The organism is Amorphus sp. 3PC139-8, assembly GCF_040750475.1.
Lineage (GTDB): Bacteria > Pseudomonadota > Alphaproteobacteria > Rhizobiales > Amorphaceae > Amorphus.
The window spans coordinates 104,626-117,791 of record NZ_JABJVY010000004.1; the positions used below are offsets into that span (position 1 = coordinate 104,626).

The window sequence follows — 13,166 nt, forward strand, 5'->3', positions numbered from 1 at the left end:
TAACGCCCCGGACGATCCTCGTCCGGGGCTTTTTCTTTGGTCGAGCCCCGCCTTCCCCATCGAAGAAAATACCGACTGGCCGCGCCTACTCGCGGACCCGCTCAAAGACGAACTGGCCGGCATCCAGGCGCGGGCCATCGCGTTCGACGACGAAATTGCCGGACCGCTCCGACGTCAAAATGACCCGACCTCCCGGAAGTTCCTCGTAGGTCCCGGCCTGCACCAGCCCGGTGGACAGAGACACCAGCACGCGGCTGTCGTCGATGAACTCCAGTTTCTCGATCAGCGTATTGCCAGACGCCAGTCGGTAGGTGCGACCGACGAGTGGGCCGGCCTCGGCGGCCGCGAGCGCGCTTTCGATCTCCGCCAGGCGTGCCTCGACGGCGTCGATATATTGTTGGGCATAGGGAGCGAGCGGTTCCGGCCAGTCCCGGACCCGGTAGCGCTCGCGCGCCAACCCGGGCAAGGTCTTTTCGTCTACCGGAGCGGTTTGCAGCGCTGGTAGATAATAGGTCTGGAGCACCGCTTCCGCGCGCTCTTCAAGGAGCGGGATCGTCGCCGCCTTGAAGTCTTTCAGCTCCGCCTCCATCCCATGGTCGGCAAGGAGGCTCGTCTGGCGATCATAGTCCAACAGCGACCGGTTGAGACCCTTCGGTCCTTCCGGCGCCGTCTTGATCCGCTCGATCCGTTCCGCCGAGGCGCCGCGGATCACGTCGGGATAGAGCGCCTGGATCCGCTGGCGAACCTCCGCCTGCTCTTCGCGGGAGAGCGAGCGAAAGGCATGGCTGGAATGAAGGTCCATCAGCATCATCAATCCGCCGGTGCCCGGCTGGACCGCTTCGAGCCATTGGTCCACCTCGGAGGCTGCCGCCGTAGCCATGCCCTCCTTCTGTTCGGCGATCGCAGCCTCGATCTGTTCGCGCCGCGTTGGGTCCAGAAGGTCGAGCAACGGCGCTTTGGCAAGCTCGTCGAGCTTGCGCATCGTGGCCGGATCCGGCCTGGCCGAAGGCCCCGTCTTCAAGGTTTCGATCTCGGCCAGCAAGATTGCGGCAAGCTCCGCCCGGCGGACGTCGAGCTGGCGAGCCACTTCCGGAGCGAAGCGCTCCTCCAGGGCGTCCGGCGGCAGGTGCCCCCAGGAATTAAGGATGTTCAACTCGACCAACCCGCCCGCACGCAGGGGCGGCGGCAGATCGCGAAGCATCCCGCGCAGCTTGGTGAAGGTCTCCGCAGTGTGCTCTTGCGACAGCGTCTCGAGAAACACGAGGATCGGCAGGCTGAAGGGCTGCGCGGCGATGGTCTCGAGCGCGCCGGGAACCCGCTTCAGCGCCGCCGCGCTGGCGCCCAGATAGTCTTGACCCTGCTTTGCCCACTCGCGCGCTGCGGCAAGCGCCGCAGCCTGATCGGCGTCTTCGGCTGCATGGGCACAGCGCCGCAGCGCATTTTCGAGCTGGCGCATCTCCTGCTTGGTCCAGCTCTCGCCCGTTGACCCGAACAGGGTCGCTGCCTCCGACGTGCGAAAGGCACCGGGCAAAATGACCCGCCGGGGCCTGGACGATTGCCCCCCGATCGCAATGTCGAGATCGCTTTTCGGTCCCTCTTCCGCCCATTCCGCCAGCGGACCACACTCCGGGATCGAGATATCGGCTTCCGCCACCCCGGGCGCCATTGCCAAGGCTCCTGAGACCAAGACCCCGGCTGCACGGGAAAGATAGCGGCGCGGCAAACCTGCCTCGCCAGAAAAAAGGATCGATCGATTGCTCACTGGCCTCGCCCCCGCGCTCAGTCTCTCCGCGCGATATCGTAGAAGACGAGGCCGGTAGGTAAACAGGGGAATTTCACCCTAATGGCTGCCTTACCGCGCCTCTGCGCCGAGCTTTCGCATCGTGTCGAGCCACTGCGTGCGCCGGGCATCGTCGACAGTCTCCACGCCGCCGAACAGCGTTTCGCGGATCGGCTTGACGCCAACCACGCCGAGAACGCTGCGTTCGAACGCTCGCACGCCGTGTCCGAAATACCACCAGCGAAACACGGCCGCCGGCATGCCCATGGTCGCGACGATCCGGGCGGATTTGCCCGCAAGACGCCCCTTCGGCCAGCCGCGCCCGTTGGTATCCTCAAACATGTCGCTCCGATGCAGCACCTGCTCAAAGAAGCCCTTGGTGAGCGCCGGCAAGGTCCCCAGCCAGAGCGGAAAGACCACCACCAGATGGTCGGCAGCCAGAAGCGCCTCTTTCGCTGGCACCAATACCTCCGGGACCGGGTCGTTGTCGAAGGCGGCCGGGCAGCGCAGGATCGGAAAATCCAGCTTCGCGACATCGATGACGGCGACCTCATGGCCCGCGCCGCGCGCGCCTTCGCAATAGGCGTCGGCCAGCACCTGACAGAGGTGGTCCGGATTGGGATCGGGATGGCCCTGGACGAGGGCAATGGAGCGGGGCGCACGCTCGGACATGGGCGGTTCCTTTCACAGACGGCGGGACACTCCTGTCAGGCTCCGAAGGCCCGGTCTTTGAGACGGATCAGCCGACGGGCGGAAAATCTTTCCTGCTCCTGTCCGGTAATTTCCCAAGCTTCCGAGAGCGGTCGCGCTTTTTTTGACAAGTCCCGGCCGGAAAATCGGTTCCCGCTTTTCTGAGGAGCTGTCGAAGCAAGCCCGACCGCCCGTCGGCATGAGCTCAACGCACCGTCCCACCGCCACTTGTTGCGTGCTCGATGTCGCCGGGCGACGGGCCGTCTGTCGCATTCACGGGATCGCGGTCGCCCTAGCCCCGCCATAGTGGCAGCCGGACAGTGGTTCGGCTCCGGCATCGCCCCCGACCAGACTGCCAAGCTCAAAGCGCCGAGCGAAAAAGTGGGTACCGGTTTTTCGCGATAACGGCGCGCCACCGAAATACGAGCATCGGGCGACGTGGACAAACCGCCAGATGCTCCAGATCGAACGGAATGCGGGGAACGACCCACGGCGACGGGCCGGACCGGGTCACATTTGGAGTCGGTTGCCATGAAAAGCCATGCGCGCGCAGTCGTGATCGGCGGAGGGGTGGTCGGTGTCTCGACCCTCTATCACCTCGCCAAAAAGGGATGGGACGATGTCGCGCTGATCGAGCGCAAGGAGCTGACCTCCGGCTCGACCTGGCACGCCGCAGGCCTGCTTCCGCTGTTCAACGTCTCCTACTCGGTCGGCCAGATCCACAAATACTCCGTCAAGTTTTACGAGGAGCTGGAGGCGGAAACCGGCCAGGACGTCGGCCTTCGTAAGGTCTCCAATATCCGCATCGCCCGCACCCGCGATCGCTGGGACGAGTTCATGTATTATGCCGGCATCGCGGAGACGATCGGCGTCGACGTGAAGATCCTGACGCCGGATGAGATCAAGGAGATCTGGCCGCTGTGCGAGACCGACGGTCTTCTGGGCGGGATCCAGCACCCCGACGACGGCTACGTTCAGCCGGCCGATCTCACCCAGGCCCTCGCCAAGGGCGCCCGTGCGCGGGGTGCGGAGATCAACCGCTACACCACCGTTCTCGGCATCGAGCAGACCCGTTCCGGCGAATGGCTGGTGAAGACCGACAAGGGCGACATCACCTGCGAGCACGTGATCTCGGCCACCGGCAACTTCGCCCGCAAGACCGGTGCCATGGTCGGCCTCGACCTGCCCGTGATCCCGGTGGAGCATCAGTATATCGTTACCGAGGCGCATCCCGCCATCAAGGAGCGCAAGGCCCAGGGGCTGCCGGAGATGGGCGTGCTGCGCGAGGCCGATTCCTCATGGTATATGCGCGAGGAGGCCGGCGGCCTGCTGCTTGGCCCCTATGAGGTCGGCGCGCCGTGCTGCTACGTCGACTCCCCCTCGGACCAGTCGGAATACGAGCTCTTCCAGGAGGATCTCGACCGGCTGATGCCCTATATCGAAACCGCCATCGCCCGCGTCCCGGCGTTCGGCGAAGTCGGCATCAAGAAGGTCTATAACGGCGCCATCGCCTATACCCCGGACGGCTCGCCGATCGTCGGCCCGGCCTGGGACTTGAAGAATTTTTGGCTCAACGAGGGCCATTCCTTCGGCGTGACGGCGGCCGGCGGCGCCGGCTGGCAGCTTGCGGAATGGATCGTGGAAGGCGAGCCGACCATCGACATGATGGGCGTCGACCCGCGCCGGTTCGGCCCCTATGCCACTCGCGGCTATCTGCGCGAGAAGAACGAGGAGGCCTACGCCAACGTCTTCACCGTCCACTATCCGGACGAGGAGCGTTTGGCCGGCCGGCCGCTCAAGCGCGCGCCCTGCTATGACCGCATGAAGGAGCTCGGCGCCGTTTTCGGCTCCGTCTACGGCTGGGAGCGGCCGAACTGGTTCGCCCCGGAAGGCTTCGGCATCGACGCCGACAAGCTCGACAAGCCGGACGTGCTCTTGAACCACAACCATCCCGCCCCCGCCGCCGACGGCAAGGTGAAAGAGGTCTGGTCGTTCCGTCGGTCGAACTATTTCGAGCAAGTGGGCGCCGAGGCTCGCCACGTTCACCAGCAGGCCGGCCTGCTCGACATGTCGGCCTTTTCCAAGTTCGAGGTCTGGGGTCCGGGGGCGGAAGCTTGGCTCGATTCCCTCGTCGCCAATCGCATCCCGAAGATTGGCCGGATCGGACTTGCCCATCTTTTGACCCCGTCGGGCGGCGTGCGCTCGGAGTTCACGATCTATCGGGAGGGGCCGCAGCGCTTCTATCTGGTCTCCGCCGGCGCGTTCGAGCGGCACGACTTCGATACCTTGCAGAAGCTTCTGCCGGCCGACGGCTCGGTGATGCTGCAGAAGGTGACAACCCAGTATGGCGTGCTGGTGCTGGCCGGTCCGGAGGCACGCAACGTCTTGCAGACGCTAACCGATACGGACCTGTCGACGCCCGCCTTTCCCTGGCTCAGCGGCAAGACCATCAATGTCGGCCATGCCACGGCCAAGGCGCTGCGCGTGAACTTCGTCGGCGAGCTCGGCTGGGAGCTGCATCATCCGATCGAAATGCAGACCACCATTTTCGATCTGCTGATGGAGGCCGGAAAGCCCTATGGGCTGAAGCCGTTCGGCATCCGCGCCATGGACGCGATGCGTATCGAGAAGTCCTACCGGCTGATCCCGCGTGAGCTGTCGGTGGAATATGCCGCGCTGGAATCCGGTCTCGACCGGTTCGTGTACCTGAACAAGGCCGGCTTCATCGGCCGCGACGCACTGGTCAAGCGCCAGCAGCAGGGCTTCGACTGGGCGTTCGCGACCTTGAACGTGCATGAGATTTCGGAGGCGGACGCGCGCGGCAATGAGCCGATCTATGTCGACGGCAAGCTGGTCGGGCGTGCGACGTCCGGCGGCTTCGGCTGGCGGACCGACCAGAGCTTCGCGCTCGGCATGGTCCGTCCGGAACTCGCCGAGGTCGGGACCGAGCTGGAGATCTCCATCCTCGGCAAGCGCCACATGGCGACGGTGGTGGCCGAATCCCCGTTCGATCCGGACAATGCCCGGCTTCGGGCCTAATTCCCGACGTAAACGAAACGGCCCTTTCGGCTGACCATCATTTGAGCAGCGGCGCCCGCATCTTCGGATCGGGCGCCGTTTCGGTTTGAGGTCCGTGTCCGTCAAACGGGCTCTCGCCGCTCAAAGTTGTGACACGGCGTGCCCGTCCTTTCGTCTCGCCGCCGCCGCCTTCCCGCCCTAACCTAGTCAATGGGATCGGTGTCGCGGGCAGAGGGGCCTTTGTCTTACGCGTTTCCGGACGGTGAACCGGTTCCCACTTCGCCTGGAAACGCTCGAACGAAGGAGACCGAGCGGTGCGGTGGTGGATCCTGCGGGCCGTGGTGGCCCTAGCAACCGGGTACCCGCTCTCGGCGGCGGCCCAAGTGGACGACGTCGTCGATATCGAGTTGGTGCTGGCTGTCGACGTGTCCTGGTCGATGGACCATGACGAGCAGATTCTCCAGCGCCAGGGCTACATGGCGGCCTTCCTCGACCCGGAAGTGACGGCCGCCATCCAGAGCGGCGACTGGGGTCGGATCGCGGTCACCTATGTGGAATGGGCCGGCGCCGGGCTACAGCACGTGCGCGTGCCATGGACCGTGGTCGATGGCGAGGACAGCGCGCAAGCGTTTGCCCACCAGTTGGCCGACGCCCCGATCGGCCGGCTGAGACGCACCTCCATATCCGGGGCGCTCGCCTTTTCCGGCACGCTCTTCGACGACAACGGCTACGAGGGCTTCCGCCGGGTGATCGACATCTCCGGCGACGGACCCAACAATATGGGCGGTCCGGTGACCGCCGAGCGCGACAAGCTGATCGAGGCCGGCGTCACCGTGAATGGCCTGCCGATCATGATCCGCCGTTCCGCCTACGACCCGTTCTTCCAGGTCGACAATCTCGACGTCTACTACGAGGACTGCGTGATCGGCGGCTTCGGGGCCTTCATGGTGGTGGTCAAGGATGCCGACGAGTTCGCCGAAGCCATCCGGCGCAAGCTGATCCTAGAGATCGCGGGAGCCCAGCCCCGCGTGGTGCCCGCCCAGGATCTGCGACCAAACGCGCCGAAGATCGATTGTCTGATCGGCGAGAAGCTCTGGCAGCGCTGGCGCGGCGGCCCCTGACCGGCCGAAGAACGCGCACGGGATTTCCCCGCACGCCATTCCTGCCTATATGGAGGGAGTGTTGCAGGGAAATGGAATGGCCGAAGACATCCAGGATATCGACACCATCATCGAGGCGTTCGAGCTCATCGACGACTGGGAAGAGCGCTATCGCTACGTGATCGAGCTTGGCAAGGCGCTGCCGCCCTTTCCGGAGGAGGCGCGCACCGAGGCCAACAAGGTGCGCGGCTGCGTGTCCCAGGTCTGGCTGGAAACCACCTTCGCCTCGGAGCCGGATGGACCGCACCTTCACCTGAAGGGCGACAGCGACGCGCTGATCGTGCGCGGTCTGGTGGCGATCCTGCTGGCGCTCTATTCCGGCCAGAGCGCCCGCGGCATCCTGGAGACCGATGCGGAGGCGACGCTCGCCACGCTGGGGCTGCGCGAGCATTTGACCCCGCAGCGCTCCAACGGGCTGACGGCGATGGTCGCCCGCATCCGCCGCGACGCGGAAGCCGCCCTCGCCGCCGCCTGAGGCGGCCCAATTCTCCCTTTCCCGGATTTGCAAAGCCAGCGCGCGACCGCGCGCCAGCGTTAAGGCCGCGCCCGCGCAGCCGCGAGCTGGCGCGAGCGACAAATCTATTTCTACGCCTTCGGGCGATAATCCGGCGCGCCCCAATGGCGCGGACCGGCGGAACGATCGGCGCCCCGCGCCTCGGCGGTATAGCCGTAGTGGCCGGCGAGCCGACCGAGCGCGATCAATAGCACCACCTTGCCGGAGCGGGCCGGCCAGCCACGTTCACGCTCAACCGTTTCCAGCCCCTTCAAGAAACAGCATACGTCGATCAACACCCCGGAGAGCTCCGGCCCGACGGTCATCAGCGCCCGGTTGACCCGCTCGCGGGCGGCCATCGCCGTATCGGTGAGATCCTGCACCCCGCCCGCAGCACCGCTTCGCCCACCCGACGGCATGCCGAGCGACAAATCCACCGACATGCGCGGCATCATCTGTCCGCGCGTGAAATCCGCCCGCAGCCGTTCGCCGGCTCTGAACTGCGCCTCGTCCAGGATCGGAGCGCCCGATCGGTCCTTGCGCCGCGCCAGCCACGCAAGTGGGCTCTCGGCGTCGTTGAAGGCAGGCCCCACGGTCGGCATGCGGGATTTCAGCTTGGCCTTGCGCGCCGCCATCAGTGCGTCCTCCCCGGGACCGCGCGCCGCCGGCAGCATTCCAGCGTCAACTTCCACGCCACGACAACCGCCTCGATAGCATCCAGTAGCCGATCGAGATCGCCGTCATCGCGGCGATCCTCCACCACCCGACAGGCATGCGCCGCCGTCGTGCGATCGCGCTCGAACAGGCCGCCGGTCTCCGTCAGCGACAGCCCCAGATCGACATGGGCGATATACATCGCGACCTGTCGGGCGAACGCCACTTCCGCCCGCCGCCGCGTTGGGGCGGCAAGCTCGTCGATCGGAAGCGCAAACGCGGCCGCAACGGTCGATTCAATCATCCGCCGGGCCGCGGCCCGATCCGAAACGCTCCATGCCCTCGCCCGCTCCCGCATTTCGATGGCCCTTCCAGACCCACGCCACATGACCACTTACCTCCATCCGACCACATCGAGACGCATCAGAATAGGATTTTATGCCTATATCCAGTGATACGACTCCCCGTGTCGGCGGGGATAAGTTTCCCTCTGACGTGATCTAAAAAATCTGGATCAGCGGCCGCCGCAATTGATCCGCTTTCGACCCTGCATCGCTGAGGCCGGACCGCCGGGCGAGAACATCGGCGCCGGCTTTCCGCAAGGTCCGGCGCGCAAAGGAAAGGACCGAGCGCTCGGGCGATACAGCGCCTTCGCCCTAAAACGCTCTTTGCGGCCGGCCTCATCCCCGCCCGCGCCCAGGGCGCGACACTGTCTGCTCCTGACATGATCATCAAAGGAGAGCGGGATGGCCGATTTCCCGGGAGAGAACCGAGGACCGACGCTTGTTTCCCTCAACGATTTCAGCGCGCAGCAATCCAGCGAGATGCGGCGATTGCGCCACCTTATCCCCGCAACCGATGCGGAGATCGCCGATCGCTCCGTGGAAGGGCAACAGCGGCTCCTCACCCGCCTGCGCCGCGCGATCCGGGCAGAGCGCCAACGCGGCATTGCAGGGCACTGGTCCTACGACCTCAACCGGCATATCGCGCTGAAACAAGCCGTGGACCTGCTTCAGCAACGCCATGGATTGCAGCTACGACCAGATCCCGACCTGTCCAGCCGGAAAACGATAGCCAAAGAAAAAACGCCCGCGGCGTGCCACGGGCGTTTTGACGACGACTTGGTATTGAGCAATTGGCGATCAGATGTCTCCACCTGATCGAAAAAGGCTCTAGGCCCGTTCCGTTTTTCTCGGAATCACGGACCGAGAAAGCGATTAGGACTTGCCGCGCCCACGCGTGGCCTTGGTCGGCGCCGCGCTGGTGCGCTGCTGGCCGAGGCCCATACGCTTGGCAAGCTCGGAGCGCGCAGCGGCATAGTTCGGCGCAACCATCGGGTAGTCAGCCGCCAGACCCCACTTCTCGCGATACTCTTCCGGCGAGAGGTTGTAGTGCGTGCGCAGGTGCCGCTTCAGCGACTTGAACTTCTTTCCGTCCTCAAGACAGATGATGTAGTCCGGCGTGACGGACTTCTTGATCGGCACAGCCGGCTTCAGCGGCTCCGGCTCAGGCTCCGCCGCCTCGCCGCTCGTCTTCAGCAGGGCACCGTAAACTTCGTTGATCAGCCCCGGAAGATCCTGGGCAGCCACCGTATTGTTGCTGACATAGGCGGAAACAATGTCAGCCGTCAGGTCGATAAAGTTCGCGTCCTGCGTGATTTCGCTCATAACATTCTCGCTTTTATAGCTGTTGCCTATCGGCGCCGGGATAAGACAGTCGTCGTCAGCACTCGCGCCCTAGCGGAGGCGGCCGTGTCTTTCTCGGCACTGCTCCAGCAAAGTGAATCGATCCGTTGCTTTGCTATGCGAGTGTATAAGTGCGAATTTTCAAAAGACAAGTGCCCCAGACCCGATCCGGCGAAAAAAAACGTGCGCCCACGAAAGTTAAGGGGGGCAAATCCGGGCAAAACACGAAGGCTTGTTCCATTCTGACCGTAAATTCCGCAGAACAGGCCGGGGGCATCAAAGGCCGAAACTGGCAATTTCGCCCGGATTCAGCCACTTTTCGCCAACCGGGAGCCCGGCTCAAGAGAGCACAAGGGCGCGTGACAAGGAAACCGATCCGCGCATACTTACCCCGAAATCCCATCGCGCGCCGTAATGGATGACTGGGTGATCAAGCAACGAAAAAGTCGAGTGTCCAACCGCATCCACGCGGAAGCTGCGGGCCGCTCGCGCAGCATTATTGCGAAAAGATCGCTACGGATACCCTGGAGATCCGTCAGCACTGCCAATAGCCAACCGAGATTAGGTTTGCCGAACGCCAACCTGGAATGGATCTACTAGAAGCTGTTCTGAACTTGAAACAGGGCCCGGGCGGCGCCGTTTGCGTGCGCTCCGGCAGGAGCCGATCGACGCGCTGATCTGGATGGATGGTGCAGTTCGAAGGCGAACCGGTGCCCACTTCGCCTGGAAATGCTCATGGCAGCGTCCCCGCAGCCGCGAGCAAAGCAAACTGGCGCGAGCGATAAGATCCTTACGCGCATTTCCGGACGGCGAACCGGTGCCCACTTCGCCTGGAAATGCTCATGGCAGCGCCCCCCGCAGACGCGAGCAAAGCAAACTGGCGCGAGCGATGAGATTCTTACGCGCATTTCCGGACGGCGAACCGGTGCCCACTTCGCCTGGAAATGCTTTAGGTCCGGTCGGGCTTCTGACCGGTCTGAACGGGGGTGTCGGCCTTGAGGACACCGCTCGGCTGAACGATGGTGTCGGCAAGTGCATCCTGGTACGTCGCCTTGCAGGGGCGATAGCCAACCAGATAGGCCGCTCGCGCCAAGAGATGGGCCGACAACGGAGCCGTCAGCAAGAAGAACACGACGCCCGCGATCGCGCGGGTCACGACATCCAGCTCTTGAGAATCGACGGCCAGCGCAAGAAGCAGCACCCCCGAACCCAGCGTCCCGGCCTTACTTGCCGCATGCATGCGCATATAGACGTCGTCGAGACGCAGCAGACCGATCGCGGCAACCAGCGCGAAGAACGCGCCGATCAGCAGCATCAGCCCAACAATGATGTCGATGGCTTCGGCAAGGGTCATTGGTCCCTCCCCTCATCGAGGGCGGATGGGATGTCTTCGGTCGAGCCGCGCGTCAGCACGAAGCGGGCGAAGGCGACCGTCGACAGAAAACCGATCAGCCCGAGCGCGATCGCAATATCGACATAGAGGTAGAAACCGCTGTGCACGCCGAACGTGGCGATGAAGCCGATCGCGACGGCAATCAGCATATCGAGCGCAAGGATACGGTCCGGCAGCGTCGGTCCGGTCACGATCCGGTAGACGATCACGATGAACGAGATCGACAGGAGCAGAAAGGCGATGTCGACACAAATGCCGAGAAACTGGCTGACCGGGATCATCGGAAAGTCTCCATGATCTTGCGTTCAAAACCGTTCTTGATGTCCTCGATCACCCCGTCGGGATCCGGCGCATCGATGCAATGGATGAACAGCGTTTCGCGATCCTCCGACACGTCGAGCGAAAGGGTTCCCGGCGTCAGCGTTATCAGGTTAGCCAGAAGCGTGATCTCGAAGTCGCGATCGACCTGCAGCGGATAGGCGACAATCGCCGGCTTGAGCGGGCGGTGCGGCGAAAGCACGATGATCGCCACCCGGATCGACGACATCACCAGCTCCCAGAAGAAGAGCCCGGCCAGTCCCGCCGCGCGCCACATCCGGGTCACCGCCCCGGCGGTACCGAGCTGCTCGCGGATCAGCCAGAGCGCCATTGAGGCGAGCACAAAGCCGAACAGGAGGTTCAGAAGCGCGAAGCTGCCGGTGATCGCCCCCCAGGCAAGCGCCAGCAGGACATTGGCCAGAAGCACGGTCATGGCTGCTCCCCCTGCCCCAGCACGACGCCGACATAGCCGGCGGGATCCAACAGCGCGTCGGCGCTCTTCATCGTCGCGCTCATCAACCCTTCCGGCACCACGCCAAGCGCGATCACGATCACCGTCAAAATCGCGATCGGACCGAGCCAGTTGACCCGGCTGGCGGTCGGCAAGCCGGCGACCCGGATCGGCGCCTCGGTGCCGAGATCGCGCCAAAACGCCAGAAGCCAGACCCGCGCCATGGCGATGGTGGTCAACAGGCCGGTGAACAGGATCGTCGCCGCCGCCCATTCCGACCCGGACGCCACGCTCGCGCGCACCAGCATGACCTTCGGCCAGAAGCCGGAGAAGGGCGGCAGGCCGGACACCGCAAAGGCCAGGATCAGGAAGATCGCGGCAAAGGTCGGATCGGTACGATAGAGCCCGCTCGTTGTGTGGAGAGAGCAGGATCCGGCCAGCCGCTCCATGCCACCGACGGCGAGATAAAGCGCCGTCATCACCAGGATCGAATGGATCGCGTAGTAGACCGCGCCGGCGAGTGCTTCTTCCGTGCCCACCGCGACGCCGACGAGCATGGTCCCGATGCCCGTGATCACCACAAAGCCCAGAAGCCGGCGGACATCGCCCTGGGCCAACGCGCCGAACGCCCCGACCAGCATGGTCAGGATCGCCACCCACAAAAAGACGTGGTCCAGCCCCATCCGGCTTTCCGGCAGGAGCATCACCAGCACCCTCAGGAGGGCATAGACGCCGACCTTGGTCAGCAGGCCGGCGAACACCGCCGACACCACGATCCGCGGCGTGTGATAGGAGGCCGGTAGCCAGAAATTCAGCGGAAATGCCGCCGCCTTCATGGCGAACGCCACGAAAAAGAGCGTGGCAACCGCCGCGATCGGCGCGGTATCGGCAAGTTCGGGCACGGAGCGGGCGATATCGGCCATATTGAGCGTGCCGACCAGACCGTAAAGCAGGCCGACCGCGATCAGGAAGAAGGTGGTCGCAACCAGGTTGAGGACGCCATACTTCACGGCGCCGTCGAGCTGCGCCCGCTCGCCACCCAGGATCATGAGCCCGAACGAGGCGATCAGAAGCACTTCGAACCAGACATAGAGGTTGAAGATATCGCCGGTCAGGAAGGCACCGGACACACCAGAAATCAGCAGGAGATAGAAGGTGTAGAAACCAAATCGGCGGCGCCCGACATCGATGTCGGCTCCGGCATAGATGGCGCCGACGAGACCGACCACGGAGGTCGTCAGCGACAACAACGCACCCAGCACATCGACGGTGAACAGGATGCCGAACGGGGGCAGCCAGTTGCCCATCGCCATCACCACGGGTCCGTGGTTCAGGACCACGCCCAGCAGGCCCACGTTGATCAAGACCAGCAGGCCGAGAACGATGATGGTCAGGCGGCTTGCATAGTCGTTGCGCGACCGCAGCATCAGGCAGAGCGCGCCGCCGGCGAGCGGCAGCGCCACCGGCGCGATCGCGAGCCAGTCGACGGCCGCGAGCGGTTCGATGATCATCGCCTGAGCGCGA

General features: G+C 64.3%; 13 protein-coding genes. 4 read left to right on the forward strand and 9 right to left on the reverse strand.

The genetic code is table 11. The features are described from left to right. Positions 1–85: 85 nt before the first annotated feature. Both HNS03_RS05865 and HNS03_RS05870 read right to left on the reverse strand, forming a co-directional pair. Complete coding sequence (locus HNS03_RS05865; protein WP_367193761.1) at positions 86–1,666, reverse strand: hypothetical protein; 1,581 nt, start codon at positions 1,664–1,666, stop codon at positions 86–88. A 186-nt stretch (positions 1,667–1,852) separates the two neighbouring features. After that, on the reverse strand, positions 1,853–2,452 hold the full coding sequence (locus HNS03_RS05870) for an NAD(P)H-dependent oxidoreductase (RefSeq protein ID WP_367193762.1): 600 nt from the start codon (positions 2,450–2,452) through the stop codon (positions 1,853–1,855). 549 nt (positions 2,453–3,001) lie between these two features. On the opposite strand from HNS03_RS05870, the gene HNS03_RS05875 reads away from it, so the two are divergent. From HNS03_RS05875 to HNS03_RS05885, 3 genes are all read left to right on the forward strand, one after another. Beyond that, entirely contained in the window at positions 3,002–5,509 is a 2,508-nt protein-coding gene (locus HNS03_RS05875; RefSeq protein ID WP_367193763.1) for an FAD-dependent oxidoreductase, read from the forward strand. A gap of 293 nt (positions 5,510–5,802) precedes the next feature. Next, positions 5,803–6,609 (forward strand): DUF1194 domain-containing protein, encoded by an 807-nt coding sequence (locus HNS03_RS05880; protein ID WP_367193764.1) that lies wholly within the window; start codon positions 5,803–5,805, stop codon positions 6,607–6,609. A 76-nt stretch (positions 6,610–6,685) separates the two neighbouring features. Beyond that, the gene (locus tag HNS03_RS05885) at positions 6,686–7,123 is read left to right on the forward strand and encodes a SufE family protein (protein ID WP_367193765.1); all 438 of its coding nucleotides are present in this window, start codon (positions 6,686–6,688) and stop codon (positions 7,121–7,123) included. A 110-nt stretch (positions 7,124–7,233) separates the two neighbouring features. On the opposite strand, the gene HNS03_RS05890 is transcribed toward HNS03_RS05885, so the two are convergent. After that, positions 7,234–7,776, reverse strand: a complete 543-nt coding sequence (locus HNS03_RS05890; protein ID WP_367193766.1) for a DUF6456 domain-containing protein — start codon at positions 7,774–7,776, stop codon at positions 7,234–7,236. After that, positions 7,776–8,099 (reverse strand): helix-turn-helix domain-containing protein, encoded by a 324-nt coding sequence (locus HNS03_RS05895; RefSeq protein WP_367193767.1) that lies wholly within the window; start codon positions 8,097–8,099, stop codon positions 7,776–7,778. Before HNS03_RS05895 ends, HNS03_RS05890 begins: the two co-directional genes overlap by 1 nt. Positions 8,100–8,541: 442 nt before the next feature. Here HNS03_RS05895 and HNS03_RS05900 point away from each other — a divergent pair, with 442 nt between their 5' ends. Then, positions 8,542–8,955: a hypothetical protein gene (locus HNS03_RS05900; protein ID WP_367193768.1), complete on the forward strand. Its 414-nt coding sequence runs from the start codon at positions 8,542–8,544 to the stop codon at positions 8,953–8,955. A 57-nt stretch (positions 8,956–9,012) separates the two neighbouring features. Here HNS03_RS05900 and HNS03_RS05905 read toward each other — a convergent pair whose 3' ends face one another. The 5 genes from HNS03_RS05905 to HNS03_RS05925 all read right to left on the reverse strand — a co-directional run bounded on the left by HNS03_RS05905 (position 9,013) and on the right by HNS03_RS05925 (position 13,153). After that, positions 9,013–9,462: a MucR family transcriptional regulator gene (locus HNS03_RS05905; RefSeq protein WP_367193769.1), complete on the reverse strand. Its 450-nt coding sequence runs from the start codon at positions 9,460–9,462 to the stop codon at positions 9,013–9,015. Between the two features lie 967 nt (positions 9,463–10,429). Continuing rightward, complete coding sequence (gene mnhG / locus HNS03_RS05910) at positions 10,430–10,834, reverse strand: monovalent cation/H(+) antiporter subunit G (RefSeq protein WP_367193770.1); 405 nt, start codon at positions 10,832–10,834, stop codon at positions 10,430–10,432. Beyond that, a complete protein-coding gene (locus HNS03_RS05915) occupies positions 10,831–11,154 on the reverse strand; it encodes a cation:proton antiporter (protein WP_367193771.1) in 324 nt (107 codons plus the stop codon). The genes mnhG and HNS03_RS05915 overlap by 4 nt, the downstream gene beginning before the upstream one ends. Then, positions 11,151–11,624 carry a Na+/H+ antiporter subunit E gene (locus tag HNS03_RS05920; RefSeq protein ID WP_367193772.1) on the reverse strand — a complete coding sequence of 158 codons (474 nt, stop codon included), beginning with the start codon at positions 11,622–11,624 and terminating at the stop codon, positions 11,151–11,153. Before HNS03_RS05920 ends, HNS03_RS05915 begins: the two co-directional genes overlap by 4 nt. Next, positions 11,621–13,153: a Na+/H+ antiporter subunit D gene (locus HNS03_RS05925; protein ID WP_367193895.1), complete on the reverse strand. Its 1,533-nt coding sequence runs from the start codon at positions 13,151–13,153 to the stop codon at positions 11,621–11,623. Before HNS03_RS05925 ends, HNS03_RS05920 begins: the two co-directional genes overlap by 4 nt. Between the last annotated feature and the right edge of the window lie 13 nt (positions 13,154–13,166).

Bases quoted from the DNA above. Each gene is read 5' to 3' on its own strand.
- HNS03_RS05865 (WP_367193761.1), bottom strand. From the start codon at position 1,666: ATGGCGCCCGGGGTGGCGGAAGCCGATATCTCGATCCCGGAGTGTGGT.
- HNS03_RS05870 (WP_367193762.1), bottom strand. From the start codon at position 2,452: ATGTCCGAGCGTGCGCCCCGCTCCATTGCCCTCGTCCAGGGCCATCCC.
- HNS03_RS05875 (WP_367193763.1), top strand. From the start codon at position 3,002: ATGAAAAGCCATGCGCGCGCAGTCGTGATCGGCGGAGGGGTGGTCGGT.
- HNS03_RS05885 (WP_367193765.1), top strand. From the start codon at position 6,686: ATGGCCGAAGACATCCAGGATATCGACACCATCATCGAGGCGTTCGAG.
- HNS03_RS05890 (WP_367193766.1), bottom strand. From the start codon at position 7,776: ATGGCGGCGCGCAAGGCCAAGCTGAAATCCCGCATGCCGACCGTGGGG.
- HNS03_RS05895 (WP_367193767.1), bottom strand. From the start codon at position 8,099: ATGATTGAATCGACCGTTGCGGCCGCGTTTGCGCTTCCGATCGACGAG.
- HNS03_RS05900 (WP_367193768.1), top strand. From the start codon at position 8,542: ATGGCCGATTTCCCGGGAGAGAACCGAGGACCGACGCTTGTTTCCCTC.
- HNS03_RS05905 (WP_367193769.1), bottom strand. From the start codon at position 9,462: ATGAGCGAAATCACGCAGGACGCGAACTTTATCGACCTGACGGCTGAC.
- mnhG (WP_367193770.1), bottom strand. From the start codon at position 10,834: ATGACCCTTGCCGAAGCCATCGACATCATTGTTGGGCTGATGCTGCTG.
- HNS03_RS05915 (WP_367193771.1), bottom strand. From the start codon at position 11,154: ATGATCCCGGTCAGCCAGTTTCTCGGCATTTGTGTCGACATCGCCTTT.
- HNS03_RS05920 (WP_367193772.1), bottom strand. From the start codon at position 11,624: ATGACCGTGCTTCTGGCCAATGTCCTGCTGGCGCTTGCCTGGGGGGCG.
- HNS03_RS05925 (WP_367193895.1), bottom strand. From the start codon at position 13,153: ATGATCATCGAACCGCTCGCGGCCGTCGACTGGCTCGCGATCGCGCCG.